Source organism: Haladaptatus sp. CMAA 1909 (genome assembly GCF_043952005.1).
Taxonomy (GTDB): domain Archaea; phylum Halobacteriota; class Halobacteria; order Halobacteriales; family Haladaptataceae; genus Haladaptatus.
The window spans coordinates 2,533,681-2,559,778 of the sequence record NZ_JBIOAV010000001.1 but is presented as its reverse complement, the minus strand read 5'-3'; the positions used below and the strand labels follow the sequence as shown (position 1 = coordinate 2,559,778).

Here is a 26,098-nt window from a genome sequence, read left to right as displayed (position 1 = left end):
GCACGGAGTCAGCCCGCCGTGTGAGTACGATGTGCTGCCCTCGTGACGTTCCTCCGACGGGAAGTGGCGTTCATCGCGGCCGAATACCACGACGGTCGGCGTATCGTCGTCGCACCGACGTTCGTTATTTCGAAGGTCTCGGTTCGCTGAACCGTCTCTCCGTCCTTCGTTCCCGTCGCCACGAGTCGATAACGATGGACGACGCCCCACGTGTCGATGGTTGCGACGAGGGAAGCGTTTTCGACGGTGTCGAAGTTCGGAAACAGGGGCGGATGCCTGACGTCGTTCATGACGACGCGGTACGTCGGCGTCCCGGGTCGGTCGATTCGCTCGATTTCGGTCACGTTCAGCGCCACAAAGCGGTTGTACAGTCGTTCGCTACTCGTGGTCCGTCGAACGTATCCCAACGAATCCGGGTCGTGAGTCAGTCGATAACTCGTGTGTTCGTTCCCCGTGTTGGCGAAAAGGGTCGTCGTTCCGTTCGTCCACGCTGAAAGCCGGTACGACGCTTGTATCGGACTCAACGATCCGTTTTTCACGATATCGTACGTGAAACGGGTACCGTTCGAACCGACCTCGTGCGTGATTTGGACGTGTCCGAGAACGCTTCCGTTGCCGGCCGTTTCGGTGACTCGATACCGGAAGGTGTACGATTTCTCCCGAAGGACCTTACCGTGAGCCTCGGTCAATTTCGCGCGATCCGTGAATCCGTTCGCGGTCAGTCCGGGCGCGAGTCGGCCCGAAAGCTCCGTGGTCATTTCGGGGGCAGGATAGGGGTCGGGAGCGACGAGGGAGTTACACCCGGCGGTCACGAGGACGACGACGAGGGGCGCCGCGAGGAGGGCACGACGCATGAACGAAAATGGATTCGTCGTGATATAAAAACATGAGATATAATGAGAGTCAAGACAGTAACAAAGGCGGTGACGGCTGTTTCGTATTTCTCTGAGACAGAAAGGGCGAATAACAGATTAGTATCAAAGGTTTCGAGGAGAGTGAACCGAACTTTCTAAGGGACAACGGGGATGAACACGGATAGCATATAGAAACACAAGGAGTTACCATGACGGAACGAACGCAACTCGAAATTCGCGGGATGAGTTGCGCGAACTGTTCGGGAACGGTCGGCGAGGCGCTGAACTCGCTCGACGGCGTCGAGGAGGCGAACGTCAACTTCGCCACCGACGAGGGAACCGTCGAGTACGACCCCGAGGTCGTCTCGCTGTCCGAGATCTACGCGGCCATCGAGGACGCGGGATACGACCCGGTTCGCGCGACGACGACCATCGGAATCACGGGCATGTCCTGTGCGAACTGCGCGGACGCGAACCGGACGGCCCTCGAATCGGTGCCGGGCGTGGTGAGCGCGGACGTCAACTACGCCACCGACGAGGCGAGCGTCGCGTACAATCCGGGACAGGTGAGCCTCGCCGACCTCTACGACGCCGTCGAGGAGGCTGGTTACGAACCGGTTCGGGAGGAAACCGACGGGGAAGAGGAGGACGCCCGCGAAGCGGCCCGCGACGCCGAGATACGCAAGCAGTTTCGACTGACTCTGTTCGGCGCGGTGCTCGCGGTGCCGCTCGTCCTCTTCATGCTCGAACACCTGTTCTTCCCGGGGATGGTGGGAGAGACGCTGTTCGGCGTCGACGTGGCGGTGATACAGTTCGTCCTCGCCACGCCCGTCCAGATTTGGCTGGGCAAGGAGTTCTACGGCAACGCGTACAACGCGCTCGTGAAGAATCGGACGGCCAATATGGACGTACTCATCGCGCTCGGTTCGACCACGGCGTACGTTTACAGCGTCGCCGTCATGCTGTCGCTCATCCCGGGCGGCACCTACTTCGACAGCGCGGTGCTCATCCTCGTGTTCATCACCCTCGGCAACTGGCTCGAAGCCCGGTCGAAGGGGCGGGCCAGCGACGCGCTCCGCGAACTCCTCGAACTGGAAGCGGACACGGCGACGGTCGTCACGGACGACGGTGAACGCGAAATCCCGCTCGAAGACGTGAAGGAAGGCGATCTGCTTCGCGTGCGTCCCGGCGAGAAAATTCCGACGGACGGTATCGTCGCGGACGGAGAGAGCGCTGCGGACGAGTCGATGGTGACGGGCGAGTCCGTCCCCGTGGAAAAGAGCGAAGGCGACGAGGTCATCGGCGCGACCATCAACGAGAACGGCGTGCTGACGGTTCGCGCGACGAAAGTCGGCGAGGAGACCGCCCTTCAGCAAATCGTCGGCATGGTGAAGGAGGCACAGGCCCGTCAACCCGAGATTCAGACCCTCGCCGACCGCATCAGTGCCTACTTCGTCCCAGCGGTCATCACGAACGCGCTGGTGTGGGGGATTCTCTGGTATCTCTTCCCCGAGACGCTGGCCGGGTTCGTGAACGGCCTCCCGCTCTGGGGACCGGTCGCGGGGGGTCCGAGCGTGGCGGGTGCGGGCGCTGCCGCGGGCGGCGTCACGGTGTTCGAGTTCGCCGTGGTCGTCTTCGCCAGCGCGGTGCTCATCGCGTGTCCGTGTGCGCTCGGCCTCGCCACCCCGACGGCGACGATGGTGGGGACCGCAATCGGCGCACGGACGGGCGTCCTGTTCAAGGGCGGCGACGTGCTGGAGCGGGTGAAGGACGTAGAGACGGTCGTCTTCGACAAGACGGGAACCCTCACGGAAGGGGAGATGCAGTTGACCGACGTGGTGGCGATTCCGGGCGACGCCGACCCGACGATGGCGGATGGAGGAGGGGACGTAGTCGGAACCGAAGTGGGTACCGAAACGGCCACCGAGGAACACGTCCTCTCCGCGGCGGCGAGCGCGGAGCGGGGAAGCGAACACCCGCTGGCGAAGGCCATCGTGGCGGGAGGGGAGGAACGCGGCGTCGAAATCGAGGAGCCGAGTTCCTTCGAGAACGTCCCCGGCCACGGGATTCGGGCGGAAACGAGCCACGGGAGCGTTCTCGTCGGCAATCGAAAACTCCTCCGCGAGGCGGGAATCGACACCGACCCCGCCGAGGGGACGATGGAACGACTCGAACACGAGGGGAAGACGGCGATGTTGGTCGCTATCGATGGCTCGCTGGCGGGTGTCGTGGCCAATGCCGACGAGGTGAAAGAGAGCGCGAAGGAGGCCGTCGCGGACCTCCGGGAACGCGGCTTGGACGTACACATGCTCACGGGGGACAACGAGCGAACCGCCCGCGCCGTCGCGGAGCGGGTCGGCATCGTCACCGAGCAAAGCTCGGTTGGCACACCAGAACGGCTCCGCCGTTCTGGGGACGACCCCGAAAACGTCCGCGCGGAAGTCCTCCCCGACGAGAAAGCTGACGCGGTCGAGGAGATACAATCGGGCGGCGTGAACGCGATGATGGTCGGCGACGGCGTGAACGACGCCCCGGCGCTCGCGGCGGCGTTCGTCGGCACCGCCATCGGGAGCGGTACGGACGTCGCCATCGAGGCGGCGGACGTGACGCTGATGCGCGACGACCCGCGCGACGTGGTGAAGGCGATTCGAATCTCCGCGGGGACGCTGTCGAAGATCAAACAGAACCTCTTCTGGGCGCTCGGCTACAACACGGCCATGATTCCGCTGGCGTCGCTGGGGTTGTTGCAACCCGCGCTCGCCGCGGCGGCGATGGCGTTCTCCAGCGTGAGCGTCCTGACGAACAGTTTATCCTTCCGTCGGTACACCCCGGACCGCGACTACCGCCTCCTCGGCTTCCTTCGCTGAACAACGGAAATCGTGGTGTGTGACTCCGTACCGTCCTCCGTTTTTCGATGATTCTCGTCCGCCGAGAACGTTCAAAGTAGTCGAACCAATTATGTACTGAGAAACGAAAGGTGGGGTCGAATGGTGCGGGATTTGGCAGACGATGCGCCCGAATTACAGGACATCCTCGACGCCCTGGACGACCCCGCATGCCGACGAATAATCATGGAATTACGCGCCCCGATGACAGCGCGGGAAATCGCCGACGCGACGGACATCCCGCTCTCGACGCTCTACCGAAAGCTCGACATGCTAAGCGAAGCCTCGCTCGTCGACGAACGAACCGAGATTCGTGAGGACGGCCATCACACTTCCCGGTACCGAATTACAGTGGAGTCGGTCAACATCTCGCTGACCGACGATAGCGAGTTCGAAGTGTCGATAGACCGGCCGCCGGAGACGACCGACGAACGCCTCGAACGACTGTGGACGGAGGTGAGAAAGGAAACATGAACGTCACCGTCATCGTCATCGCGCTCAAAACCCTCACGCTCGTCCTCGGCGGACTGATAACGTACTTCGCCTTCAAAGCGTATCGACGAACCGGTTCTCCGGCACTCAGGTCGCTCGCCATCGGTTTCGGCGTCGTCACCCTCGGAGCCCTTCTCGCCGGACTAGCGGACCAAGCGTTCAACGTGAACCGGGATTTCGTCCTCGTCATCGAGAGTACGCTGACCGCCCTCGGGTTCGCCGCGATCGCCTACTCGCTTTACGCGGAGTAAACTTATCCCACAGGCGGGAGTTTTGAAAGTAATGAACGGAAACCGTGGAGCGACCGCGGACTCTACGGAATCGTTGGACGAAACCGTCCGACAGGCCCTCGAACACCTCATCGGCGAACACCTCGAAACGACCGACCCGACGGCCGACGAACTGGAATCGGCGTTCGACGCCGCCCTCCTCCATACCATCGAGCGTCTCGTCGCCGGGTTCGCCACGGCACGCGACCACGACCGACCGCCGTTCGCGACCGGTCCCGAACTGCAGGACGAACGGAGGCGACGGGACTCGCTCTCGAAAGGCGCGAACGAACGGGTGGACGAACTCCTCGGGACGCTCGAATACGACGCGTTCTCGTTTCAGCAGCTGGGCGGCGTGTACGAGCGATCGCTCGATTACGAACCCGAAATGGAGGACGACGGAGTTTTCCTCACGGACGACGCGACGCGGCGGGCATCGGTCGGCGCGTACTACACGCCGACCGAGGTGGTCGAATACGCCGTCTCGCGGGCGCTCGATGGGAGCGAATCCGACGGCGAAACCCGCGTTCTCGACCCGGCGATGGGAAGCGGGAACTTCCTGACCTGTGCCATCGACCGGGTGGCCGAATCGCGCGACGAACCGACCGAAGCGGCCCGACGATACGCCGCGGAGAACCTCGTGTTCGGCGTGGACGTGGACCCGCTGGCGGTCGAACTCGCGCGGTCGGCCGTCTGGTTCGAAACCGGCGTCTGGCCGGACGATACCCTCGTCGTCGGCGATGCGCTCGCCCCCGACCCCGAGTGGATGGATGGGAAGGGGTTCGACGAAACGGGATTCGATGTCGTGGTCGGGAATCCCCCCTACGTTCGGAGCCGACACCTTCCGGCGGGGCGAAAGGCCGACCTTCGGGAGCGTTTCGAAACCGTACGCGGCGCGTTCGACCTCTACGTGCCGTTCGTCGAGCGCATGGCGTCCCTCGGCGGTCGGGTGTCCTGTATCGTCCCGAACAAGTGGACGACGGCGCGGTACGGCCGCACCCTTCGTGACCACCTCTTCGACCGGCATCGGGTGGTGGAACTGCTCGACGTGTCCACCGCCTCGGTGTTCGCCGACGCGAGCGTCTATCCGCTGGTCCTGACCTTCGACTCCGGCGACGGACCGACCGAGGAGATACCGATTCGGCAGTCGAAATCGGAGGACGGAGCGGCGGAAACAGCGGAAACGGTGCTCTCGCGCTCGTTCGTAGACGCGCTCGGCGACAGGGTGATTCCCGTCGGTATCGACCCGGCGTTCGCCCCTGTGGCAGAACGACTCGTGCGGGAGTTCGACGAACTCGGAACGCACGTCGACATGACGGAAGGAATTCACACCGGCAACGTGCGCGAGAAACTCATCGCGGACGAATCCGACCCAGACTGTGAGCGGGTCGTGGGCGGTGGGGACGTCTCGCGCTACCGAATCGAATGGAGCGGCGACTGGATTCGGTTCGATCCGTCACTCATCGGCGACGATGAGTACGGCGCGTTGCGTGAACGGACGGTGTTCGACGACGAGAAACTGCTCCTTCGGGACATCAGCGAACGCCCCGTCGCGGCGTATAGCAACGATGGAATGTACGCACTCAACACGCTCTACAGCGTCCAGTCCCGCCCGCGGTCGGACCTGCCGCTCCGCTATCTCCTCGGAGTCATCAACGCCACCGCGTCGGCCTGTTGGTTTCAGCAGGTGTACGGCGGGACGCACGTCAGCGGCGGCTATCTCCGGTTCAAGCCGATGTTCGCCAGCCAGTTGCCGGTACCCGACGGAAGCGACGAGCGCGACGAACTGGTCGCGCTGACGAAGCGGTCGGAACGCTTGCGCTCGGCGCGTGCCGACCTCGAAATCGAACTGCCGGAAGGAGGCGGCGGCCCGCGACTCGGGGACATCTCCCGACGGATCGATACCGACTCCCCGCTGACCGAAACGACGGCGACGCGGGACGCGCTTCGTCTCGGCGACGTGCGCGTCGAAAAGCGGGAGGAAAAACTCGCCTTTTGGGCGACTGCACGCTACCGTCCCGCGGAGGATCGTGCGACCGATTCGTGGGGATTCACAGCGACGGAACCGGTTCGGGCGCTCGTGGTCGAGGGCAACGAGATGACCACGTGGGACGACGTGCTCGGGTGGTACGTGCCGCGCCTCGTGGCGAACGACGGATTTACCGAGGAAGCAAGGAAGACCATCTCGCCGCTCGACCGACTCGAATCCGTACGTCTGCCGCCGCTCGAACGCGCGACGGCGTTCGTGGAGGCGTGCCGGACGGCGGCGCAACTGGACGCGAAAATCGCTCGAACGGACGCGGAAATCGACCGACTCGTCTATCGAGCCTACGGACTTTCGGCGGACGAAATCGAACTGATCGAACGACTCGTGGAGTGACGTCTGTTCCGGACTTGTTATTAACGTATTTCCGTCCGATTGTTAGAAGATGTTATTCTACCCCGTATCGCTGACAGGGGAATTAATACCCGAGAAGGCGCTCCGTTCTCACATGAGCGATCACTCGCACGGTCATGGACACGACCATGACCACGATGGCCACGACCACGGTCACAGTCACGACCACGGAGGGGGTCACGGACACGACCACGGCGGGTCGGGCAATCGACGGGCGTTGAAAATCGCGCTCGTTATCAACACCGCGTTCTTCGTCGTGGAGATCGCGGGGGCGTTGTACGCCAACTCGCTCACGCTCCTCGCCGACGCCGCACACATGCTCACGGACTCGGCGAGCATCCTCCTCGCGCTCTTCGCCGCGTGGATCGCGACGCTCGATGCGGACTCGAAACGGACCTACGGCTATCAGCGCGCCGAGATTCTCGCCGCGCTGGCGAACGGCGTCTTCCTCGTGCTAATCGTCGTCTACGTCGCCTACGAAGCCGTCATGCGATTCCAGAACCCACAGGACGTGAAGGCGCTCCCGACCATCGTCGTGGGTATCGTGGGACTCGGCGCGAACCTCGCCGGGGCCTACGTCCTCCACGGCGGCCGGGACAGCCTCAACGTCGAGGGCGTGTACCTCCACCTGCTGACCGACGCCGCCGGAAGCCTCGCCGCCATCGCATTGGGTGTCGGATTGTACGTCTCCGACCTCTACATCCTCGACCCGATCTTCAGCCTCGTCATCGCCGCGCTCGTCCTGTACTCCGCGAAGGATCTCCTCGTGGAAAGTACCAACATTCTTCTTCAAGGAACGCCGTCCAGCATCGACGTGGACGACATCACCGAGACGCTCCGCGGGTTGGACGGGACGGAGAACGTCCACGACGTGCACGTCTGGGCGCTCACCAACCGCAGTTTGGCCTGTAGCGCCCACGTCGTCGTCCGCGACGACGCGGACCGCGACGCGGTTCTCGATGCCGCACGCCACGCCCTCAGCGAGCGACACGACATCGGCCACGCCACCATTCAAATCGAGTCCGAGAGCGGCGACTGCGAAACCGCCGACTTCGACTGCTATCCGGCGAGCGACGGCGGTCACGCCGCCGATTGAAAGGAACTGGTTTTGAATCGAGATACTCTAAGCACGGGATGGCTCAAAAAACCCGGAAACGGGACCGAGCGTTGAAAGAAGAGGAAGAGCCATGTAATAATTCATAAGAATATCACTAAAAGGCTTTTTGGACTATTTTTGAGGGTTTCTCATAAGTTATCAGCAACCTTTTTTAGGGCAAAATCCGTACACAGGGACATGATGCAGACCGGGTTGGCTGGTGTGACGACGGACATGCTGGTGGTGTTCGCCATCGTCGTCCTCGCGCTGGTGTTCTTCGCGACGGAGTTGCTTCCCGTGGACGTGACCGCAATCCTGGTCATGGTCACGCTGATGGTGCTCGAACCGTGGACCGGAATCGGTACGACCGAAGGAATCGCCGGGTTCGCCAACGAGGCGACCATCACCGTGCTGGCGATGCTCATCCTCAGCGCGGGCGTCAGCCAGACCGGGGTCGTTCAGTTGCTCGGCAGTCGCCTCGCCGAGTTCGCCGGAACTGACCTCAGAAAACAGCTGTTCGCCACCATTGGCGTCGCTGGACCCGCGTCCGGGTTCGTGAACAACACGCCAGTCGTGGCGATTCTCGTCCCCGTCATCACGGACCTCGCACACGAGGGAAAAACCTCGCCGTCGAAGCTCCTCATCCCGCTCTCGTACGCCTCGATGCTCGGCGGGATGCTCACGCTCATCGGCACCTCGACCAACATCCTCGCCAGCAACGTCACGGGGCGACTCGCGGAGCGAACCGGCAACCCGCAACTCCACGCCTTCTCGATGTTCGAGTTCACCGGACTCGGTCTCATCGTCCTCGTGACCGGGGGCCTCTACCTGCTGTTCGTCGGCCACCGACTCCTCCCTGAACGCGTCCCACCGGAGGAGGACTACATCGAGGAGTACGACATGGAGGACTACCTCACGGAAGTGCAAGTGGCCGAGGGGTCGCCGTTCGTGGGACGAACGGTCGAAGCCGCCATCGACGAGGCGGTGTTCGACGCCGAAATCATCCAACTCGTTCGCGACGACGAGACGTTCATCGAACCCATCGGCCAGAAGACGATTCGGGCCGGGGACGTGCTCACGCTCCGAATCGACAAGCCGACCCTCAAAACGCTCACGACGACGGAGCACCTGACGCTCGTCGGGACGCCGACCGAGGCGGAAATCGACCCCGGAGAGGAACAGACGTTGGTCGAAGTCGTCATCCCCTCCGGGTCCACGCTCGTCGGCGAAACGCTGTCGAGTTCGACGTTTCGCGAGCGTTTCAACGCGGCGGTGCTCGCGTTCCGGAGCCGCGGGGAAGTCATCCACGAGCGGCCCGAGCGGGTGACGATTCGGATCGGCGACACCCTCCTCGTTCAAGCGTCGGCGGACAGCATCGACCGACTCGCGGCGAACCGGGACTTCATCGTGGCACACCAAGTCAGCGACCCGGACTACCGAACGGGGAAGATTCCGGCGGCGCTGGCCATCATCGTCGGCGTCGTCTCGATCGCCGCGCTCGGGATTTTCCCGATTCTCGTCACGGCGCTCGGCGGCGTGGTGGCCATGGTCGCGACCGGCGTCCTGAAACCCGGCGAGTTGTACGAATCGGTCGAGTGGAACGTCATCTTCCTGCTGGCAGGCGTCATCCCGCTCGGTGTCGCCCTCGAAAATTCCGGCGGGGCGGAACTCCTCGGCGGCCTCGTCGCGGCCAGCGCGAATTACCTTCCGGTCGTGGCCGTCCTCTGGATATTCTACATCGCCACGGGACTCATCACGGAGGTCATCAGCAACAACGCGAGCGTCGTGCTGATGATTCCCGTCGCCGTCGAGGCCGCGACACGCATCGGCGTGAACGCGTTCGCGTTCGTCCTCGCGGTGACGTTCGCCGCCTCGACGTCCTTCCTCGGACCTGTCGGCTACCAGACCAATCTGTTCGTTTACGGACCGGGCGGATACAAGTTTACGGATTACTTCCGTATCGGCGCGCCACTCCAACTACTCCTATCGGTTGTGACCGTGGCAGGAATCGTAGTGTTCCGGGGGCTCTGACATGAAACAATTCTCGGAACTTATTAGAGCGTAAACGACGTACTATAACCAACGTTCGATGACGTTCGCGGTGTTCGTGTTCTGTTGCGACGGTACTTCGTCATCGACCGGGGGGAGATGGATGAAAATAGGATTGGAAGCCGAGTATTGGGTCATCGACGAATCGGGAGAGCTAGCGACCGAAACGGACGACCTCACCACCGTGAGCGACTACGTCGTCCCAGAGTTCGTCGCACCGCTGATAGAGGTGCAAACACCGCCCGTATCGAGTACGGCGGAGCTACGGCGCGAATTCGGGTCGGTCCTCGAAGCCGTCCGTGACGAAGCGGACGAACAGGGGTTGGCACTCGTTCCGCTCGGGACGCCGCTGGCCCGCGAATCGCTCGACATCACGAGCGAGCGCGGTCGGCTGTTGGAACGGATGTACGGCGACGACATGGAGTACGCGATGAACTGCGCGGGGACGCACGTTCACTTCGACAAGACGGACGTCGTACGGCAGTTGAACCTGTTGACGGCGCTCGACCCCGCGCTCGCGTTGGTCTGCTCCTCGCCGTACTACAACGGGAGTAAGTTGGCGAGTTCGTCGCGCGCGGCGGTGTATCGGTACGAATCGCACTCGACGTTCGCCCGCTACCGTGATCTGTGGGATTACGTCGAAAGCGAGGACCAGTGGGAGGCGAGAATCGACGAACAGTACACCATCCTGCAAATCATCGCACGGGAGCGCGGTATCGATATCGGGACGTTCACTGACCACTTCCAGCGGGAGGACGCGGTGCTGACCCCGGTACGACTCCGTCACCGTTCGCCGACGGTCGAATGGCGCGCGCCGGACACCGCGTTGCCGACGGAAATCGTCCGACTCGTGGGGGAAGTGATGGAACTCATGGAGCAGACGACGTACAAGGACGTCGTCGTGGGGGAAACCGGGATTCGTTCGACGGAGATAGGCGTCCCGCCGTACCCGGAACTACGCGGGCTCAGCACCGCGGCCATCAGCGAGGGAATCGGGTCCCTTCGCGTTCAGGAGTACTTGGCAACGATGGGGTTCGACGTGACGCGTTACCACCCGGTTTCGGAACAGATAGAGGCGGGATGGACGTTGCCACACGAGGAAGCCCTCCGTCTCAGGCGCGAGTTCGCCGACGCCCTGTGGGAGGATATCGACGAGATGAACGGAACCGGGTGAGCGGCGATTCAGTTTTTGTTCGGGCGGAACCCGGAGAGCACGTCGAGCCACGAGATGAAGATGAACGCCCCGATGACGGCGGTCATCGTGCCGCCGAACAGGGTCGCCATCCGTTCCGTGATGTGTTCGCGTTCGGAAATCGAGAGCGCGTACACCTGTTCACCGTCGATGACGAACGAATGGTCTTCGAGCGCCCCCGGCGGGTCGTCCGACAGCCGATACGACCCGTGGATTTTCGCGCGACCGAAGGCGACCCGTGCATCGTTCGATAGCCTTCCGTAGTCCACCGACGAGGAGCGAACGCCGGGGTCGTTTTTCTCCGCCTTCTCCAGCGAGAGCGTGTACGTCGTCGTGCTTTGCGGTGGCTGGAGGAGTGCATAGCCGGAGAGACCGAGGCCGACCAGCAGCATGAGCGTCGCGAGCGCCTGAATCAGAAAGCTGTCGAACCGCATTCGATATTCGTTGTCGTGCGGCGGGGGATGTAAAGCGTTTCCATCGGACGCGGGAAGAAAGAAAGACGGTCGGTCGAAACGTTGATTATCGGTGCGACGGGAGAACGTCCTGAATCGGATACAAGTCCTCGTGGATTCCCGCACCGTCACAGTCCTCGTTCGGACACCGATAGTGCCATCCGTCGTCCGTCGCGGCGTCGGCGTCGAAGCGCTCCCCACATTCCTGGCAGAACAGCCGGTCCATCTCACCGGACCGCGTTTTGCTTGCTAGTTCAGGCTGCATATACACATATTCACAGGCATCCATGAAAGAACCTACGTTTTTCCGGTGACAGGTGTGTCACTTCGAATCGTCCGGTGACGGGTATGATACTCCCTGACGCCCGGGTGACATGCGTGATACCGGGTTACCGCACAGTTAGCGAGCCGTTTAGTGGGTGGATTCCGTTGGGCCGTGTATGGAGAAGCCAACCCTGACCGGCCTGTGTGAGCTACCGCCAAGCGCGAAGCTCGTGTTCAAAGTGTTGGAGTACAGCGGTGCCCACACACAGAAGGAAATCGTGGAGCGATCACGACTTTCGGCGCGGACGGTCAGGAGCGCATTGGAGAACCTGACGGATATCGGTGCCGTCACGGAGGAAGTGTACATCCCCGATGCCCGGCAACGGCTCTATCGGCTCGACGAGACGGGCGACTGGGAGCAGGTGAACTGCCTGAACGAAGTGCCGGTCTGAACCACGGGACGGTCAGAACATCCCTATTTCTACGCGAACCGAGCGAACAGACGCGTCATATCGTCGGTGTCGCCGGTCAACGACCAGATACCCGAGCCGAGAAGCGACAGCGGCGCGACGACCAACAGCAACCAACCGCCCGGCCCGGCACCCGCCGTCAGCGCCGCGGCGATGAGGACGAACGGCGTCGCCAGCAACAGGAGGCCGATGATGATGGCGCGTCGAAGCGAAAGCCCGCCGGTGGAACCGTCCGAAGACATACCGATGAGTTTCATATAAGAATAAATAACTGTTTTGTAGCCGGAGTTTTACGGGGACAATGAGAAATCCACGACTTCGATACCGGTCGTTTCGAAGTCGTTCATCGCGGCGAGGCGGTCGGGAACCTCGGCAAGCGGGACGGTGTTCGTCACGAGCTTTTCGGGCGAGAGCGTCCCTCGGTCGAGCATCCGGAGCAGTTCGTCGTATCGTGACGGCGGCATCCCGCGCGAGCCGAGGAACGTGATTTCGCGCATCGTCATCGTGTCCGTCGGGAGGGAGACTTCCCCGCGCTCCTCGTCCGTCGTCAATCCGAGTTGGACGTGCTGGCCGCGCGGACGGAGGCAGTCGATGGAGTTGCGACAGGTCTCGGCGATTCCGAGCGCGTCGATGGAGACGTCAGCCCCGCCGACGCGGGCTTCGATCACGGTCGGAACGTCGGTGTCCGAATCGACGAGGAGCGTCTCGTCCGCGCCGAGGTTCCGGGCCGCGTCGAGTTTGTCGTCGTCCAAATCGACGGCGACGACGTTCGCGCCGAGGGCGTCGGCGACGTGAACCGCCGAGAGGCCGACGCCGCCACACCCGTGGACCGCGACCCAGTCGCCCGGCGTCAGGTCGGCCCGGTGGGCGAGCGCGTGGTACGCCGTGACGAACCGACAGCCCAACCCGGCCATCTCGACGGGGGAGACGGATTCGGGAAGCGCTACCGCGTTGTAATCGGCGTACGGAACGTGGACCCGTTCGGCGAACGCGCCCGGTGCGGCCTCCTCGAAACCGAGGGCGATGCCGTGTTCGCAGACGTTCCCGTGGCCGTTCTGGCAGTATCCACAGTGGCCCCGTCCGAGGTTGAACGGAACCGCGATTCGGTCTCCCGCTCCGATGTCTCGTACCTGTTCACCGACCGCGACGACCCGTCCGGCGGGTTCGTGGCCGAGGATTTGCCCGAGCGGCACTCGGTCGTCGGCCCATTCGCCGTGGCCCTGCCACGCGTGCCAGTCGCTTCGACAGATACCACAGGCCCCGGTTTCGATGACCACGCCGTGTGGGTCGGGCGTCGGTTCCGGCACCTCCTCGATGGAGAGCGGTTCGCCGTACTCGCACAATACAGCGGCTTTCATACGCGAACGTCGGGCGTCGCCGGCTTAAAACGGATGGAGGGGGCAAGCGGAAAACGACGCGGAACACGGTTGGAACTTTTAGGCTCGCTCACCATAGACGGGATATGAGCCCTCGACTCCGGCGCGTCGTCTCACTCGGCCGGGACATCGTGCGGGAAGTGCGCGAGGAGAACATCAAATTCATGGCGGGGAGCATCGCGTATCACTCCTTCGTCTCCCTGCTTCCCGTCCTCCTGCTGTTGACGGTCATCGTGTCCACGGTGGGAAGCGAAACCCTCGCCAGACAGTTGGTTCGGGACATCGGTTCGTACCTCCCAGCGAGCGCCAACATCTTCCTGCAGAACGCGATTTCGGGCGCGCCGTCGCCCGGCGACTCGTTCGTCGTCGTCGCCGTGCTTCTCTGGGGGACGTTTCGGATCTTCCGGGCGCTCGACGCCGCGTTCGCGGACATCTACGACGTCGAGCGCAAGACGTCGGTCGCGGAGGAAATCAAAGACGGCGTCGTCGTCCTCGTCGCGCTCGTCCTCGTCGTCGTCACCATCGGCGTGACCAGCGCGACGGTTTCGACGCCACGGGGGTTGCCCTTCGACGACTATCTGGTCGAGGGGATGTCGATACTCGTCCTCGGCGTCGCGTTCCTGCCCATGTACTACGTGTTCCCGAACATCGACGTCGGGTTCGGCGAAGTCCTCCCCGGCGTCGCCATCGCCGCCGTCGGTTGGCAGGCCCTGCATTCCGTCTTCCACATGTACGCCCAAATCTCCGCGTACAACACCAGCCTCTACGGAACCATCGGAAACCTGCTCCTCGTCATCGTCTGGCTGTACGTCGGCAGTTTCGTCATCCTGTTCGGTGCGGCGGTCAACGCCGTCCTCGCCGGACGAACCGGAGACGCCTCCGAGAGTGACCCCGAACGCGAATCGACGGTGCGGGAAACGAATTTCGGGACGGAAGCCGAGGCGGTGATGAACGGTGGAATCGAGGACGAAGGGGAGTTCGCCGCGGCCCTTCATCGACTGACGACGCGAGCACGAAAGGAAGGTCTTTCCGCGGCGGAAGTTCGCCGCCAGTTGCGGCGCGAAATCACGGAAACCGAGCGAAGCGGGGAGTAGAAAACGGCACAACTGTTTTGCTCATTCGTCACGATACGTACGCGATACGGGGAATGGGGTTATGCCAGACAAACCACACCAAAACTTGGCCATCATCGGCCACGTAGACCACGGAAAATCGACATTAGTCGGGAGACTCCTCTTCGAGACGGGGAGCGTCCCGGAACACGTAATCGAACAGCACAAACAAGAAGCCGAGGAGAAGGGAAAAGGAGGGTTCGAGTTCGCCTACGTGATGGACAACCTCGCGGAGGAGCGAGAGCGTGGTGTCACCATCGACATCGCCCATCAGGAGTTCGACACCGACGAGTACTACTTCACCATCGTCGATACGCCGGGCCACCGTGACTTCGTGAAGAACATGATCACGGGCGCGTCGCAGGCGGACAACGCGGTTCTCGTCGTCGCCGCCGACGACGGTGTCGCGCCGCAGACCCAGGAACACGTCTTCCTCGCGCGCACCTTGGGCATCAACGAACTCATCGTCGCGGTCAACAAGATGGACTCGGTCAATTACGACGAGGACCGCTATCGAGAGGTCGTAGACGAGGTAACGAAGCTCCTGAACCAAGTCCGGTTCGACACGGAGGACGCCTCGTTCATCCCGATGTCGGCGCTCGCGGGGGACAACGTCGTCGACCACAGCGACGAGATGTCGTGGTACGACGGGAAGACCGTCCTCGAAGCGCTGAACGACCTGCCGATGCCGGAACCGCCGACCGATGCGCCGCTTCGCCTGCCGATTCAGGACGTGTACACGATTTCGGGAATCGGAACCGTCCCGGTCGGGCGCGTCGAGACCGGCATGTTGAACACGGGCGAATCGGTGTCGTTCCAACCGAGCGACGTGAGCGGCGAGGTGAAAACCATCGAGATGCACCACGAGGAGGTTCCGGAGGCGGGACCGGGCGACAACGTGGGGTTCAACGTCCGCGGAGTCGGTAAAAACGACATCCGACGCGGGGACGTCGCGGGTCCGGCGGACGACCCGCCGAAGGTGGCGGACACCTTCACGGCCCAAATCGTCGTGATGCAACACCCGTCGGTCATCACCGCGGGGTACACGCCGGTGTTCCACGCGCACACCGCACAGGACGCCTGCACCATCGAATCCATCGACCAGAAAATAGACCCATCCAGCGGCGAAGTCGTGGAGGAGGAACCGGATTACATCCAGAGCGGCGATGCGGCCATCGTGACCGTCAGACCGCAGAAACCGCTCTCCATCGAACCCTCCTCGGAGATTCCCGAACTCGGTAGTTTCGCGGTTCGGGACATGGGCCAAACCATCGCCGCGGGACGCGTGTTGGAAGTGAACGAGCGGTAGCGGGAGACGACGGGCAGGATGCGGTTCAAGCCGCTGATTTTTCGAGGGACGATTCGAGGCGGAGCGGCGTCTCGGGCGAGAGCGGAGATACGCGAAGCACGCGGAGTTCGAAATCGTGCCCGTGCCAGCGACAGCGACCCACACTGCTCCGCGAAGAACCCGATATCGGATAAAGTAAAATTGGAAATTATTCTGTCCGTAGTTCGACGTTCGAACATTTTTAATGGAGTGGAAACTGCATATGAGATTCTCAGAGACGATTTTCACCACAAGAACTAAATAGTAATCAACCGTCGTAAAATATGCTATGACATACCAAAAGGGAGGGGAAGAATAAGGTTCGACGTCGCATCCGACATGATCACGGCTTTGCGCCTGTCAAAATCTACAGCTCTGTGTCTGGTTCGGTGCATCACTCAATGCATCTACCGTTTTCAGTACATCCGTCAATTCCTGTGAGAGACTCGTTGAACCGCCAGCGAAGCGTTCGACGTACCGACGCGCTTTTTCATACGGGACTGCTATTGAGAATGTGAAGTGGCTCCACGAGGAAGAGCAGGCAAGCAATCCGTTCGGAATGCGACCACCCTGTCGGTGTAACGGTTCGCACGACGGGGACTGTGCAGTATTCGGCTACGGCGACGCCAACGCGGATTTTCATCTCATCGGCGACCATCCGGGAGTGCACGGCGGTGCCGACTCGAACGTCCCGTTTACCGGCGGGATCGTCGGCGAGCGTCTCCAACCGGTGTTGAACGAGGTGGGTCTCCTCGGCGACGTGTACAGCGACGAACCGGTCATCGCCAACCTGTTCATGAGCTATCTCCACATGTGCAGGCTTCCCGATGGGCGACAGCCAACGCAGAAGGAGTACGACGACATGGAGCGGTTCTTCGACGCCGAACTCAGGGCAATCGCGGCACACGTCCTGCTTCCGGTCGGCGAGACGGCGACGGAACACGTCTTCCGCGAGTTCACGGCGCAAGCCGACAAACACGGGATGGGTGCCGACGGGGACGGTCTCGACATGGCGGCGCTCCACGCACAGGAGATCAAAGGACGCGGCTTCCTCGTCGTCCCGATTCGCGACCCCCGCGAGTGGGGACCGGACGACGGCGACCGACTGCAGGAACGGCTGAGTGGAATTCTGTCCTCCGACTACCAGCAGACGGTCGATTTGGGACGTTTCATGCCGGGCGCCGATCCGTACGAGGTTCGATGACGACGCGAACTATTCCGACCACGATTCCCGCGACGAACTCGACTGCGAGGAGCGCGACTGGAAGCACGACGAACGAGGCGGCGAAAAATCCGAGCGCGATGCCACCGATGATGGCGGCGCGTTTCCAGCGCGATTCCGGGCGTTCGAACTCCATGCGGCTGCCGACGGCGAGGAGGCGGGTAAAACACGCTGAGCGTTCGCCCGGTAAGGTGAGCTTACCACGATCGTCGGATTACGGGAACGGACCGGTCCACTCGTCCAAACAGTCCTCGCTACAGAAGTGAAGCGTTAGGTTCTCCGTTTGGTTGGCGGTGACGTTGTGTCTGACGACCACCGTTGGATGGTACTCCGAGAGGTCCACGAGTTTACCACAGTTGGAACAGGAGACGAACTCCTCGTCCGGACGGGCGCTACTGGGCATGGAATCAACACGACACGGAAGCGCCTAAACGTGTCGCCTAATCGCTACATTCTGGGCGGTCGACTCCGAGATTTAGGGCTTCCCGCTCAACGGAAACCGTGTTTTCGACCACGTCACGCACGTCCTGTTCGAGGACGGAAAACGCCATCGCGCGAACGAACACCTCGTAGTCGGCGTGCGTCTCCGTCGCGTCCTCGGCGACGATCTCGGTCACCATCTCGATTTCCGGTTCCCGCTCGGAGAGTTCACAGACGCGAAGCGACACGTCACGGTTCCAGAGATCCCCCACGCATTCGCCGACCGACCGATAGAGAGCAGAGCGCATGCTCATTCCGGACCCAACTCGTTCCCGAACGTTGCCGGCGAGTCGCTGCACGACTCGCCTGTACTCCCTCCCGTCGAAGTTTGCCATCGTCGTGGAAAGCTTCCATTTCGAGATATTAAAACCCCGACAACGTCCCCTTGGCGAAACAAACATGGCGGGAAAGAACGTACCGTTCTGTGACCGGGAGATAAATTAGAGCTTTATCATCGACACAGACCCAATACCTTTATAAAATGGACAGGAGATATTGAACCACATGGCACGCGAGAAACGAAACGACCGATTACCGAGACGACGGGGAATCTCGGTGCGAAGTAACGGCGTAACTCCCCGATCGAGTGTTCGGGCACACGTGGAAAGCACCGCATACCAGGGCACGAAACGATGAGCGTTAGTTCCGACTCGACGGCGGTAGAGGAGTTCGATCACGCGTCCGACGAATCAGTCGAACCGCTCTCGCGCGACAAGATATTTCATATTCTCCAGACACAACGTCGCCGAGACGCTCTTCGGTTCCTGAAGGACACCGGCGGCACGGTCGAGATGCGCGACCTCGCAGAGCAGGTCGCGGCGTGGGAAAACGACACCACCGTCCAAGCGCTCACATCCGACGAGCGCCAGCGCGTCTACATCGCGCTGTATCAGTCCCACCTGCCGAAACTCGAAAGCGAGGGGATCATCCGATACAACAAGAGTCGCGGCATCGTCGAACGCGGGCCGCTGGCCGACCAGTTCGACCCGTATCTCGACGCTAACGGACGACCCGCGGACGACGTGGAGACGACCGAAGAGTTCCAGAGCGAAGACGAAATCCCATGGCTGCGCTACTACCGGGTCCTCACCGCAGTCGGCGTCGGCCTCATGGCGGCGACGTGGATGGGCGTCTCACCGCTCACCGTCGTTCCGGACCTCGTCTGGAACGTCCTCATCGTCGCTTCGTTCGCGGCGCTGTCGCTCGCACAACTGCTCACGAACGATGAATGACACGAGGTGTGACGCGAACGCAACCTATCGTTATCGAGATAAGCATAAAAAATATCATAAGCATCGGCTCTGAAAAACGGGTGTGAACCGAATTCGACTCGAAAACACGCAGTTCGAGGGGGAAAACAGCATCTACCTCCTCGGTTCCGACGCCGACGCTCCCACGACGCTCATCGATACGAGCGTCAGGAAGCCCGAAACGCTCGATTCGTTGGAGTCCGGGTTGGCCGACTACAACCGTTCGATCGGCGACATAGACGACGTGTTCATCACCCATTGGCATCCCGACCACGCCGGACTCGCGGGAACCATCCAAGAGCGAAGCGACGCCACCGTTTTCGTCCACGAGGAAGACGCCGCGCTCGTCGCCCAATCGGAGTCCGCGTGGGACGCCATCGAGGCCCGCCAACGACGTCTGCTCGACGAGTGGGGACTTCCCGAGCGAATACAAGCCCCGGTGTTCCAGCACGCACAGGACGTCGGTCGTCTCGACGGTCCCGAACCCACCGTCGAACCGTTCGCCGCGGGCGACACGTTCGACGTCGGCGGCCTCGAACTCGAAGCCGTCCACCTTCCCGGCCACACCGCCGGCCTCGCCGGATTCGCCTTCGACGGCGACTCGGGTCGCGAACTGTTCTGCGGTGACGCCCTCCTCGAAAACTACACGCCCAACGTCGGCGGCGCGGACGTCCGCCTCGAAAACCCGCTCGCCACCTACCTCGATACGCTTTCTCACTTCGTCGCGGAGGAGTACACCCGCGCGTGGCCCGGCCACGGCGACCCGCTCGACCCGGCGGAGCGCGCCGACGAGATTTACGCCCATCACCGCGAACGCGCCGAGGACGTCATCGACGTGTTGGAGGACAACGGTCCCACCGACCCGTGGACCATGGGGTCCCACCTGTTCGGCGAACTGGACGGCATCCACCTCCTCCACGGCCCCGGCGAGTCCTACGCCCACCTTCGGCACCTCGCGGAAGCGGGCTACGCCGAGCGCGTCGGCGACGAGTACGAACTGGTCGACTCCCCGGATTTGGACGCCCTATTCGAAGAACGGATGAAAGCGGGTCGGTGAGCGGGAAGTCCCTTTTCCAGACCGAGAGGGAACGGTGCAGTCGTGGCAGTTTTCGGATAGTTCGGTCACTTTTGCTACGAGATGATTTTGTCTTTAGAGACCTAGCAACGACTGGGAAGTAGACTTCTACAGCCCCCGCTCGTTCCTCGCGGGGAGTTGAAAGACGAAGACTTTCGGAAGTCTCACCCAGATACAACAACCGCACCGCGTGCTCACGGCGTTGCCGTTCGCATTCGAGGTTTCGGAGAAACCTCGCAAGCCACACCCTCCCCAACCGATTGCGTTTCTCGGCCTCCGAAAGAGCCTCGCTCTTTCGTGTTCCCCCTCGCTCGCACGGGAAGACAAACCGCGTCTTCCTGCCCTCGCTCGCGGGAACTCCGGCCTCCGATACTCATCCCTCGCACGCTTCACCGAGGCGTTCCGGCCGAATGCTGGCCGGAACGCCTCGCCAGCACGCGCCAAATTGGAGATACGAACACTCGAAACTGGAAACCGATTCCACGGAGCTGAAAAAGTCGAAATCGTTCCGAAACGAGCCGAAAATCGGAGTAGATTCGGATTCAGGGAAGGTGACGCGCGAACACGTCGTCGTGGAGCGTCTCGCAGGCGTAATCGAGGATCGTTTCGAGGTTCTGCGTGTCGTACTGGTTGTACCTGACGAGAGTGTCGAGGGCGTCCTCGTCGCCCGCTTCGTACTGGTGCCAGAGTCGAACCGCGTCCTCGCCGCCGATATCCATGCCGCCGCGACCGATGTCGAGGTCTGCTTCCACCGCGCTGAGGCCGCCGGTGAGACCGAGGCGTTTGCAGACGTACATCAAATCGACGTGGGGCGTGTCGAGCGACAGGTCGAACTCGTGTTCGAGGAACGGCTGGTCGAATCGCTTGCCGTTGAACGAGACGATCAAATCCGACTCGCCGAGTTCGCGCCGGAGGGCATCGGCGGTCAAATCGTCGCCGCGGACGAGCGTCTTCGTCTCGCCGTCCCGATGGAGGCTGACCGTGGTGACGACGCTCGAATAGTGGCTCAAGCCGGTCGTCTCGATGTCGAAAAAGCAGGTCGAAGAACGGAAGTTCTCGTACAGTCGCCAACTTTCGCCGCTGGGAAACGCGGAGGAGAAGAACGCGGAGTTACCGTCGTCCAAGTGTTCGCTCGCGGTGGCGATGAACGACGCGATGCGGTCGCCGGTCGCATCGCCGACGTGCGACGGGTCGAACTCGTCCCAGTGAGCGACGCCGTTTTGCCAGAGTTTCCGCTCCGTCTTCTCACCCACCCCGCGGACGGGAATGAAACTGTTCTCGATTCGCATTTGCGAAAGGATACCCCGAGAGCGTTAAAGGCGTTGTCTCTCGCGGACGAGAAGCGTCAGCGCGATGAGCGAAACGAGCGAGACGAGGACGCTGAAACCGGCTGACCGCCGCTCTCGACATTCCCCGTAAGTGCTGGAAACGTGGAGTTCCCGGCCACGGGAGTCGATTCGGCCGTTCGTTCGACGACGTGGTGCGTAGCGTGTCGCCTATAAATGGACAGCCTATGTCCGTGTTTCTACGTGTGTAGATTCCGACGTTATGAACGCATCAGTGTCTCAGTCCGTATTGAGCATGCCGCGTATCGTCGCGCGCAAGTCGGCCGTATCGACCGGTTTTTCGAGGATGGAACGAACGCCGCGACTGATGGCTTCGCGTCTGAGGTGCGGCGGCGTCTCGGGAGTGAGAATCACGGTGGGAATTTCGCGTTCATGGAGGTGCTCACAGCGCTTCCAGAGGTCGGCGGTGTACCCCTCGGTGTCAAGGACGGCGACGGCTATCGAGGCCTCGCCGCGTAACACGGCGTCGAACTCCTCGACCGACGTGACCGGTTTCGTTTCACACCCCTCCTCGGAAACGAGGTCGGCGAGGAGCGAGAGGTTGCGCTCGTTCCTGCTCAAGACGAGCACGAATGATGGAGCGGTCATCCATCATCGAGTTCGGGTGCGGATTCGACCCACTCGGGAGCACCCGAGAGGACGCCGCGAAGGCCGATCAGCGGTTCGCCGACTTCGAGGCCGTGTTCGGTGATACGGAACTCGCGGAGCGTGCGCTCGAAGTCGCTCGTCCGTTTTTTCAACACGCCGATGGCTTTCCGCATCTCGCCGGCGATTTCGAGGTGCCGGAGGAAGACGAGGTTGTCGGCGAGATAGCTGATTCCCGCCTCCGTCGCCTTGAAATCGCCGGTCACGGTGCCGATTTCGTCCACGAGGATGACGGTCACGCCCATGCTCTTCAGGTACCGCGACAGGGTGTGGAGTTTCCGAACCAACGTCTGTTTGTCCTCGCTACTGACGGAGAGTTTGTACCCCTGTATTCCGTCTATCATCACGATACTGCTGTCGTTTTCCTCCACCTCGTGGCGCACCTTCCTCGCGAACTCCATCGCCGAGTGGTCGAGCGGTTCTACCTCCTCGACCGAGAGCGTCCCCTCGGCGATCATCTCCTCGACCGGGATGCCGATGGCTTTGTTGCGCTGCATGAACGTCTCGGTCGACTCCTCGAACATGTAGATTATCGACCGCTCGCGGCGGTTCGCGGCCTCCTTCATGAACTGGGTTCCGGCCGTCATCTTGCCGACGCCGGTCGGACCGCTGAGGACCGATACAGTACCGCGCTCCAAGCCGCCGTGCAGCAGTTCGTCGATTTCGCTGACGCCCGAGGGAATCGGTTCGGCGACGTACTCGCTGCTCTCCTCGTTCGTGATGAGTTCCGGGTAGACGGCCAGACCGCCCTCCTCGATTCGCATCGAGTGTTTTCCCTCCCGAATGGACGACCCGCGGAACTTCGGCACCTCGATCGTCCGCCCGCGTTCCGACCGTTCGAGTTGGACGGTCCCGTCGGTCATGTACTGCAAGTCGTCGTCGGGCGAGGTTTCCGTGTTCTCCGACGTGACCAGCACGGTGGCACCTTGCTCTTTCAGGTATCGCATGAACGCGATGACCTGCTTTCGGAACTGGTACTCGCCCGAGGTCAGGTGGCGAAGTTTCGTGAGCGGGTCGATGAACACCCGGTCGGGATCGATGGATTCGACCCGGTCGGTGATCGCCTGCGTGAGCGGTTCCTGTTCGACTTCGCTCGGCGTGAAGATGTCGTAGGACTGGTCGTCGACGAACACGTCCGAGTCCGGACTCAAGTCGAGAAAATGTACGCCCGAGAGGTCGATATCGAGGGTCGAAGCGTTCGCTCGGACCTCGTCCTTCGACTCCTCCAAATTCACGAACAGCACCGTCTCGCCCGACTCGATGTTCGCGGTGAGATAGTTGATGCCGAGAATCGTCTTCCCCGTTCCCGGATCGCCCCGAACGAGATAGCTCCGTCCTGGAATAAGTCCGTCGTGCAGTATCTCGTCCAGTCCAGAGACACCGGTCGAAATTCGCGTTGGTGGACCGAGAGTCATACTCTAGTACATAATCGCTCGAACACACATATATCTCTATTGGGCGTGAAAGCAACGAATCGCAAGCAAGCGACGCTGTAGTTCGGAGTCCTGTCGCGAAAGGGAGCGAAAAATAACAGTTTCTAGAGAACAGATGGCGAGAAGATAACCCCGCGAGGAAGGAAGGAAGTGATAGAAAGTCGATACTTACCCATCGGTGTCCGAGGGTAAGGACTGGGCAACGAACCGATTGGCTACCAATAACAAAGAACGGCGGGGACTTAGTCGCGACCGATAGCGTGGAACGCTCGTTCCGTGACCCTGACAGGAGCGAGCGACACGCAGGTGAAAAATGTCTGATTCGGACAAATATCCGGAAGAGTCCTCTCGTCGGCGATTCGTCAAAGGCGTCGTCGGCAGTGCGGCACTGGCGGGAATCGGCACGGGAACGGCGGCGATGATGAAAACCGCAACCGCTCCGTCGGGAGCGGGCGGTGGGACGGTCGAATACTACGGCGTGGAGAACATCGCCGGACCCGCACCGCGCGGGATGCCCCAGATTCCGGTCGAAATCGACGCCAACGGCGACCTGAAAGGCGTCTGGCCCGAAGTGAAACAGGTCGAACGAGGCAGTAACACCGTCACCGTCGCCGAACAGCAGATGGGTGGAATCACCTACTCCTCGCAGTGGTTCCAGTACTGTGGCGTCCAGACGTATCCCGGCATCAAACCCGACGCGGACCAGGACAACTACTTCCGTTACACCGCCTCGCAGTACACGTGGCAGTCCGAGACGGCCTCGGAGGGGGACAAGGTCAACATCGACGATTTCGACGACTACAAGACGTGGGGCGACGGTATCGGAAAGGCCGGGCTTGGAAAGCCAGCCTCCGCGACGTGGCGGTCGCAGGACGTCCCCGCGAGCGGGACGATCCCCGTCCAGATCATCAGGAGCGTGATAATCGAGGAGAAAGCAAAAAACAACGAGTGGCTGAAAGCGAGCACGCAGGAGGGGTTCATCGCCGTTCTCGACAAATGCACCCACTTCTGCTGTGTGCCGCTGTTCAAGGCCGACCCGGCGAGCGCGAAGTTCAACGCGCAAAACGACATCTACTGTCCGTGTCACCAGTCCGTCTACGACCCGTTCTCCATCGAACGACTGTCGTACGTCGCACTCCCGCGCCCGACGGATTCGACCAGTTCGGAAGTGTAACCCCGAGTCACCGGTCCTCGACCGGCACCCACCTCCGGTCGCGCTCCCCGACGTACGCCGAACGCGGACGGATTATGCGATTGTCCTCCAACTGTTCCAGACAGTGTGCAGTCCACCCGCCGACGCGGGCGATGGCAAACGTCGTCGTGAACAGTTCCGACGGAATCCCGATGCCGTGGAGGAGGACGGCCGTGTAGAACTCGACGTTCGTCGCCAGACTCAAGTCGGGCCGTCGCTCGGCCAGCAGGTCGGTCGTGGTCGTCTCGACCGTTTTCGCCGTCTCGAAGAAGTCGCGTTCGCCGCCGGATTCGTAGAACGACTCGGCGGCCGAGGAGAGGACGGCGGCGCGCGGGTCCCGGACGTTGTAGACGCGGTGGCCGAAACCCATGATTCGCTCGCCCGCGTCGAGTTTTTCCTCGACGTAGCCCTCGGTGTCACCGGACTCGTGAATGTCGAGGAGCATGTCCAGCACCGGACCGGGAGCGCCGCCGTGAAGCGGTCCCTTCAGCGCACCCACCGCGCCGGTAACGGCCGACACGAGGTCCGTCTCCGTCGAGACGATGGCTCGACCGCTGAACGTCGAGGCGTTGAGACCGTGGTCAACGACGGAGTTGAGGTAGGTTTCGAGGCCTCGTGTCTCGGCGTCGGTCGGTCGCTCGTCCGTGAGCATGTAGAGGTAGTTCGCGGCGTGTGAGAGGTCGCCGTCGGGGGCGACCGGTTCGTCGCCGTTCCGGAGTCGCCAGTACGCCGCCACGATGGTCGGCAGTTGCGCGACGAGAAGACGGGCTTCGTCCTCGGGGCGGTCGGTGTCGTGGCCGATGGTCGCCGCCGCGACGCCCATCCGAAGCGCGTCCATCGGGTCGGCGTCGTCCGCCGTGGCCGCCTGAAGGAGGTCGAGCGTGGCGGGGGAGAGGTCGCGGTACGCGGCGAGGTCGGCGCGAAACGACGTCAACTCGTCACCGTCCGGAAGCCGGTCGTTCCAGAGGAGGTAGACGGTCTCCTCGAACGTCGCGTGTTCGGCGAGTTCCGCGAGCGGAAATCCACCGATTATCAGTTCGCCGGCGTCGCCGTCGATGTAACTGCGGCGCGTTTCCGCGACGGTGACGTTCTCCAGTCCCTCGTTCGTCGGTTGGTCGGTCATGCTTCGAATGAACTACGACCGCCGAGCCATATATACTCCCTATATTTCCTATTACTGAACGGATTTTCGTGAATATCAGGTAGTTTTGCGTCGAAA

At 62.0% G+C, this 26,098-nt stretch carries 26 protein-coding genes; 14 read left to right on the top strand and 12 right to left on the bottom strand.

Features of this window, described 5'->3' with window-relative positions:
* Window positions 1–8: 8 nt before the first annotated feature.
* Window positions 9–854, bottom strand: coding sequence for a hypothetical protein (locus tag ACGYLY_RS13930; protein ID WP_395281000.1), 846 nt, complete (start codon window positions 852–854; stop codon window positions 9–11).
* A gap of 209 nt (window positions 855–1,063) precedes the next feature.
* Here ACGYLY_RS13930 and ACGYLY_RS13925 point away from each other — a divergent pair, with 209 nt between their 5' ends.
* From ACGYLY_RS13925 to ACGYLY_RS13895, 7 genes are all read left to right on the top strand, one after another.
* The gene (locus tag ACGYLY_RS13925; RefSeq protein ID WP_395281001.1) at window positions 1,064–3,721 is read left to right on the top strand and encodes a heavy metal translocating P-type ATPase; all 2,658 of its coding nucleotides are present in this window, start codon (window positions 1,064–1,066) and stop codon (window positions 3,719–3,721) included.
* A 120-nt stretch (window positions 3,722–3,841) separates the two neighbouring features.
* Window positions 3,842–4,213, top strand: a complete 372-nt coding sequence (locus ACGYLY_RS13920; RefSeq protein WP_231186876.1) for a helix-turn-helix domain-containing protein — start codon at window positions 3,842–3,844, stop codon at window positions 4,211–4,213.
* Complete coding sequence (locus tag ACGYLY_RS13915) at window positions 4,210–4,482, top strand: hypothetical protein (protein WP_395281002.1); 273 nt, start codon at window positions 4,210–4,212, stop codon at window positions 4,480–4,482. The genes ACGYLY_RS13920 and ACGYLY_RS13915 overlap by 4 nt, the downstream gene beginning before the upstream one ends.
* A 31-nt stretch (window positions 4,483–4,513) precedes the next feature.
* Window positions 4,514–6,880 carry an Eco57I restriction-modification methylase domain-containing protein gene (locus tag ACGYLY_RS13910; protein ID WP_395281003.1) on the top strand — a complete coding sequence of 789 codons (2,367 nt, stop codon included), beginning with the start codon at window positions 4,514–4,516 and terminating at the stop codon, window positions 6,878–6,880.
* A 112-nt stretch (window positions 6,881–6,992) separates the two neighbouring features.
* The gene (locus tag ACGYLY_RS13905) at window positions 6,993–7,994 is read left to right on the top strand and encodes a cation diffusion facilitator family transporter (RefSeq protein ID WP_395281004.1); all 1,002 of its coding nucleotides are present in this window, start codon (window positions 6,993–6,995) and stop codon (window positions 7,992–7,994) included.
* 198 nt (window positions 7,995–8,192) lie between these two features.
* Window positions 8,193–10,025, top strand: a complete 1,833-nt coding sequence (locus ACGYLY_RS13900) for an SLC13 family permease (RefSeq protein ID WP_395281005.1) — start codon at window positions 8,193–8,195, stop codon at window positions 10,023–10,025.
* 121 nt (window positions 10,026–10,146) lie between these two features.
* The gene (locus ACGYLY_RS13895) at window positions 10,147–11,217 is read left to right on the top strand and encodes a glutamate-cysteine ligase family protein (RefSeq protein ID WP_395281006.1); all 1,071 of its coding nucleotides are present in this window, start codon (window positions 10,147–10,149) and stop codon (window positions 11,215–11,217) included.
* Between the two features lie 8 nt (window positions 11,218–11,225).
* On the opposite strand, the gene ACGYLY_RS13890 is transcribed toward ACGYLY_RS13895, so the two are convergent.
* Window positions 11,226–11,669 carry a hypothetical protein gene (locus tag ACGYLY_RS13890; protein ID WP_231186869.1) on the bottom strand — a complete coding sequence of 148 codons (444 nt, stop codon included), beginning with the start codon at window positions 11,667–11,669 and terminating at the stop codon, window positions 11,226–11,228.
* A gap of 85 nt (window positions 11,670–11,754) precedes the next feature.
* A complete protein-coding gene (locus tag ACGYLY_RS13885) occupies window positions 11,755–11,952 on the bottom strand; it encodes a transcriptional regulator (protein WP_231186868.1) in 198 nt (65 codons plus the stop codon).
* Between the two features lie 175 nt (window positions 11,953–12,127).
* Between ACGYLY_RS13885 and ACGYLY_RS13880 the strand changes: the two genes are divergently transcribed.
* Window positions 12,128–12,403, top strand: a complete 276-nt coding sequence (locus tag ACGYLY_RS13880; RefSeq protein WP_395281007.1) for a MarR family transcriptional regulator — start codon at window positions 12,128–12,130, stop codon at window positions 12,401–12,403.
* A gap of 29 nt (window positions 12,404–12,432) precedes the next feature.
* Here ACGYLY_RS13880 and ACGYLY_RS13875 read toward each other — a convergent pair whose 3' ends face one another.
* Both ACGYLY_RS13875 and ACGYLY_RS13870 read right to left on the bottom strand, forming a co-directional pair.
* Window positions 12,433–12,663: a hypothetical protein gene (locus tag ACGYLY_RS13875; protein ID WP_395281008.1), complete on the bottom strand. Its 231-nt coding sequence runs from the start codon at window positions 12,661–12,663 to the stop codon at window positions 12,433–12,435.
* Between the two features lie 48 nt (window positions 12,664–12,711).
* Window positions 12,712–13,779 carry a zinc-dependent alcohol dehydrogenase family protein gene (locus ACGYLY_RS13870; protein WP_395281009.1) on the bottom strand — a complete coding sequence of 356 codons (1,068 nt, stop codon included), beginning with the start codon at window positions 13,777–13,779 and terminating at the stop codon, window positions 12,712–12,714.
* A 104-nt stretch (window positions 13,780–13,883) separates the two neighbouring features.
* Here ACGYLY_RS13870 and ACGYLY_RS13865 point away from each other — a divergent pair, with 104 nt between their 5' ends.
* The 3 genes from ACGYLY_RS13865 (at window position 13,884) to ACGYLY_RS13855 (ending at window position 17,440) form a co-directional block, all read left to right on the top strand.
* Window positions 13,884–14,891 (top strand): YihY/virulence factor BrkB family protein, encoded by a 1,008-nt coding sequence (locus ACGYLY_RS13865; RefSeq protein ID WP_395281011.1) that lies wholly within the window; start codon window positions 13,884–13,886, stop codon window positions 14,889–14,891.
* Between the two features lie 61 nt (window positions 14,892–14,952).
* The gene (gene tuf, locus ACGYLY_RS13860) at window positions 14,953–16,218 is read left to right on the top strand and encodes a translation elongation factor EF-1 subunit alpha (protein WP_395281012.1); all 1,266 of its coding nucleotides are present in this window, start codon (window positions 14,953–14,955) and stop codon (window positions 16,216–16,218) included.
* Window positions 16,219–16,795: 577 nt separating this feature from the next.
* Window positions 16,796–17,440, top strand: a complete 645-nt coding sequence (locus ACGYLY_RS13855) for a uracil-DNA glycosylase family protein (RefSeq protein WP_395284104.1) — start codon at window positions 16,796–16,798, stop codon at window positions 17,438–17,440.
* Here ACGYLY_RS13855 and ACGYLY_RS13850 read toward each other — a convergent pair.
* The 3 genes from ACGYLY_RS13850 to ACGYLY_RS13840 form a co-directional block, all read right to left on the bottom strand.
* Window positions 17,406–17,594 (bottom strand): hypothetical protein, encoded by a 189-nt coding sequence (locus ACGYLY_RS13850; protein ID WP_395281014.1) that lies wholly within the window; start codon window positions 17,592–17,594, stop codon window positions 17,406–17,408. The genes ACGYLY_RS13855 and ACGYLY_RS13850 overlap by 35 nt on opposite strands.
* A gap of 78 nt (window positions 17,595–17,672) precedes the next feature.
* Window positions 17,673–17,861 carry a hypothetical protein gene (locus tag ACGYLY_RS13845; protein WP_395281016.1) on the bottom strand — a complete coding sequence of 63 codons (189 nt, stop codon included), beginning with the start codon at window positions 17,859–17,861 and terminating at the stop codon, window positions 17,673–17,675.
* A 37-nt stretch (window positions 17,862–17,898) separates the two neighbouring features.
* On the bottom strand, window positions 17,899–18,273 hold the full coding sequence (locus tag ACGYLY_RS13840; protein WP_395281017.1) for a hypothetical protein: 375 nt from the start codon (window positions 18,271–18,273) through the stop codon (window positions 17,899–17,901).
* A gap of 297 nt (window positions 18,274–18,570) precedes the next feature.
* Here ACGYLY_RS13840 and ACGYLY_RS13835 point away from each other — a divergent pair, with 297 nt between their 5' ends.
* A complete protein-coding gene (locus ACGYLY_RS13835) occupies window positions 18,571–19,170 on the top strand; it encodes a hypothetical protein (RefSeq protein ID WP_395281018.1) in 600 nt (199 codons plus the stop codon).
* Between the two features lie 82 nt (window positions 19,171–19,252).
* Window positions 19,253–20,245: an MBL fold metallo-hydrolase gene (locus ACGYLY_RS13830; RefSeq protein ID WP_395281019.1), complete on the top strand. Its 993-nt coding sequence runs from the start codon at window positions 19,253–19,255 to the stop codon at window positions 20,243–20,245.
* A gap of 560 nt (window positions 20,246–20,805) precedes the next feature.
* Here the strand turns inward: ACGYLY_RS13830 and ACGYLY_RS13825 are convergent.
* The 3 genes from ACGYLY_RS13825 to ACGYLY_RS13815 all read right to left on the bottom strand — a co-directional run bounded on the left by ACGYLY_RS13825 (window position 20,806) and on the right by ACGYLY_RS13815 (window position 23,669).
* Window positions 20,806–21,552, bottom strand: coding sequence for a ribonuclease H-like domain-containing protein (locus ACGYLY_RS13825; protein WP_395281020.1), 747 nt, complete (start codon window positions 21,550–21,552; stop codon window positions 20,806–20,808).
* A 276-nt stretch (window positions 21,553–21,828) separates the two neighbouring features.
* Entirely contained in the window at window positions 21,829–22,197 is a 369-nt protein-coding gene (locus ACGYLY_RS13820; protein ID WP_395281021.1) for a response regulator, read from the bottom strand.
* On the bottom strand, window positions 22,194–23,669 hold the full coding sequence (locus ACGYLY_RS13815; protein WP_395281022.1) for an ATPase domain-containing protein: 1,476 nt from the start codon (window positions 23,667–23,669) through the stop codon (window positions 22,194–22,196). Before ACGYLY_RS13815 ends, ACGYLY_RS13820 begins: the two co-directional genes overlap by 4 nt.
* A gap of 331 nt (window positions 23,670–24,000) precedes the next feature.
* Between ACGYLY_RS13815 and ACGYLY_RS13810 the strand changes: the two genes are divergently transcribed.
* Window positions 24,001–24,861, top strand: coding sequence for a ubiquinol-cytochrome c reductase iron-sulfur subunit (locus ACGYLY_RS13810; RefSeq protein ID WP_395281023.1), 861 nt, complete (start codon window positions 24,001–24,003; stop codon window positions 24,859–24,861).
* Window positions 24,862–24,868: 7 nt separating this feature from the next.
* On the opposite strand, the gene ACGYLY_RS13805 is transcribed toward ACGYLY_RS13810, so the two are convergent.
* A complete protein-coding gene (locus ACGYLY_RS13805; RefSeq protein WP_395281024.1) occupies window positions 24,869–26,002 on the bottom strand; it encodes a citrate synthase in 1,134 nt (377 codons plus the stop codon).
* Window positions 26,003–26,098: the final 96 nt, after the last annotated feature.

Bases quoted from the DNA above. Each gene is read 5' to 3' on its own strand.
- ACGYLY_RS13930 (WP_395281000.1), bottom strand. From the start codon at position 854: ATGCGTCGTGCCCTCCTCGCGGCGCCCCTCGTCGTCGTCCTCGTGACC.
- ACGYLY_RS13925 (WP_395281001.1), top strand. From the start codon at position 1,064: ATGACGGAACGAACGCAACTCGAAATTCGCGGGATGAGTTGCGCGAAC.
- ACGYLY_RS13920 (WP_231186876.1), top strand. From the start codon at position 3,842: ATGGTGCGGGATTTGGCAGACGATGCGCCCGAATTACAGGACATCCTC.
- ACGYLY_RS13915 (WP_395281002.1), top strand. From the start codon at position 4,210: ATGAACGTCACCGTCATCGTCATCGCGCTCAAAACCCTCACGCTCGTC.
- ACGYLY_RS13910 (WP_395281003.1), top strand. From the start codon at position 4,514: ATGAACGGAAACCGTGGAGCGACCGCGGACTCTACGGAATCGTTGGAC.
- ACGYLY_RS13905 (WP_395281004.1), top strand. From the start codon at position 6,993: ATGAGCGATCACTCGCACGGTCATGGACACGACCATGACCACGATGGC.
- ACGYLY_RS13900 (WP_395281005.1), top strand. From the start codon at position 8,193: ATGATGCAGACCGGGTTGGCTGGTGTGACGACGGACATGCTGGTGGTG.
- ACGYLY_RS13895 (WP_395281006.1), top strand. From the start codon at position 10,147: ATGAAAATAGGATTGGAAGCCGAGTATTGGGTCATCGACGAATCGGGA.
- ACGYLY_RS13890 (WP_231186869.1), bottom strand. From the start codon at position 11,669: ATGCGGTTCGACAGCTTTCTGATTCAGGCGCTCGCGACGCTCATGCTG.
- ACGYLY_RS13885 (WP_231186868.1), bottom strand. From the start codon at position 11,952: ATGCAGCCTGAACTAGCAAGCAAAACGCGGTCCGGTGAGATGGACCGG.
- ACGYLY_RS13880 (WP_395281007.1), top strand. From the start codon at position 12,128: ATGGAGAAGCCAACCCTGACCGGCCTGTGTGAGCTACCGCCAAGCGCG.
- ACGYLY_RS13875 (WP_395281008.1), bottom strand. From the start codon at position 12,663: ATGTCTTCGGACGGTTCCACCGGCGGGCTTTCGCTTCGACGCGCCATC.
- ACGYLY_RS13870 (WP_395281009.1), bottom strand. From the start codon at position 13,779: ATGAAAGCCGCTGTATTGTGCGAGTACGGCGAACCGCTCTCCATCGAG.
- ACGYLY_RS13865 (WP_395281011.1), top strand. From the start codon at position 13,884: ATGAGCCCTCGACTCCGGCGCGTCGTCTCACTCGGCCGGGACATCGTG.
- tuf (WP_395281012.1), top strand. From the start codon at position 14,953: ATGCCAGACAAACCACACCAAAACTTGGCCATCATCGGCCACGTAGAC.
- ACGYLY_RS13855 (WP_395284104.1), top strand. From the start codon at position 16,796: ATGCGACCACCCTGTCGGTGTAACGGTTCGCACGACGGGGACTGTGCA.
- ACGYLY_RS13850 (WP_395281014.1), bottom strand. From the start codon at position 17,594: ATGGAGTTCGAACGCCCGGAATCGCGCTGGAAACGCGCCGCCATCATC.
- ACGYLY_RS13845 (WP_395281016.1), bottom strand. From the start codon at position 17,861: ATGCCCAGTAGCGCCCGTCCGGACGAGGAGTTCGTCTCCTGTTCCAAC.
- ACGYLY_RS13840 (WP_395281017.1), bottom strand. From the start codon at position 18,273: ATGGCAAACTTCGACGGGAGGGAGTACAGGCGAGTCGTGCAGCGACTC.
- ACGYLY_RS13835 (WP_395281018.1), top strand. From the start codon at position 18,571: ATGAGCGTTAGTTCCGACTCGACGGCGGTAGAGGAGTTCGATCACGCG.
- ACGYLY_RS13825 (WP_395281020.1), bottom strand. From the start codon at position 21,552: ATGCGAATCGAGAACAGTTTCATTCCCGTCCGCGGGGTGGGTGAGAAG.
- ACGYLY_RS13820 (WP_395281021.1), bottom strand. From the start codon at position 22,197: ATGACCGCTCCATCATTCGTGCTCGTCTTGAGCAGGAACGAGCGCAAC.
- ACGYLY_RS13815 (WP_395281022.1), bottom strand. From the start codon at position 23,669: ATGACTCTCGGTCCACCAACGCGAATTTCGACCGGTGTCTCTGGACTG.
- ACGYLY_RS13810 (WP_395281023.1), top strand. From the start codon at position 24,001: ATGTCTGATTCGGACAAATATCCGGAAGAGTCCTCTCGTCGGCGATTC.
- ACGYLY_RS13805 (WP_395281024.1), bottom strand. From the start codon at position 26,002: ATGACCGACCAACCGACGAACGAGGGACTGGAGAACGTCACCGTCGCG.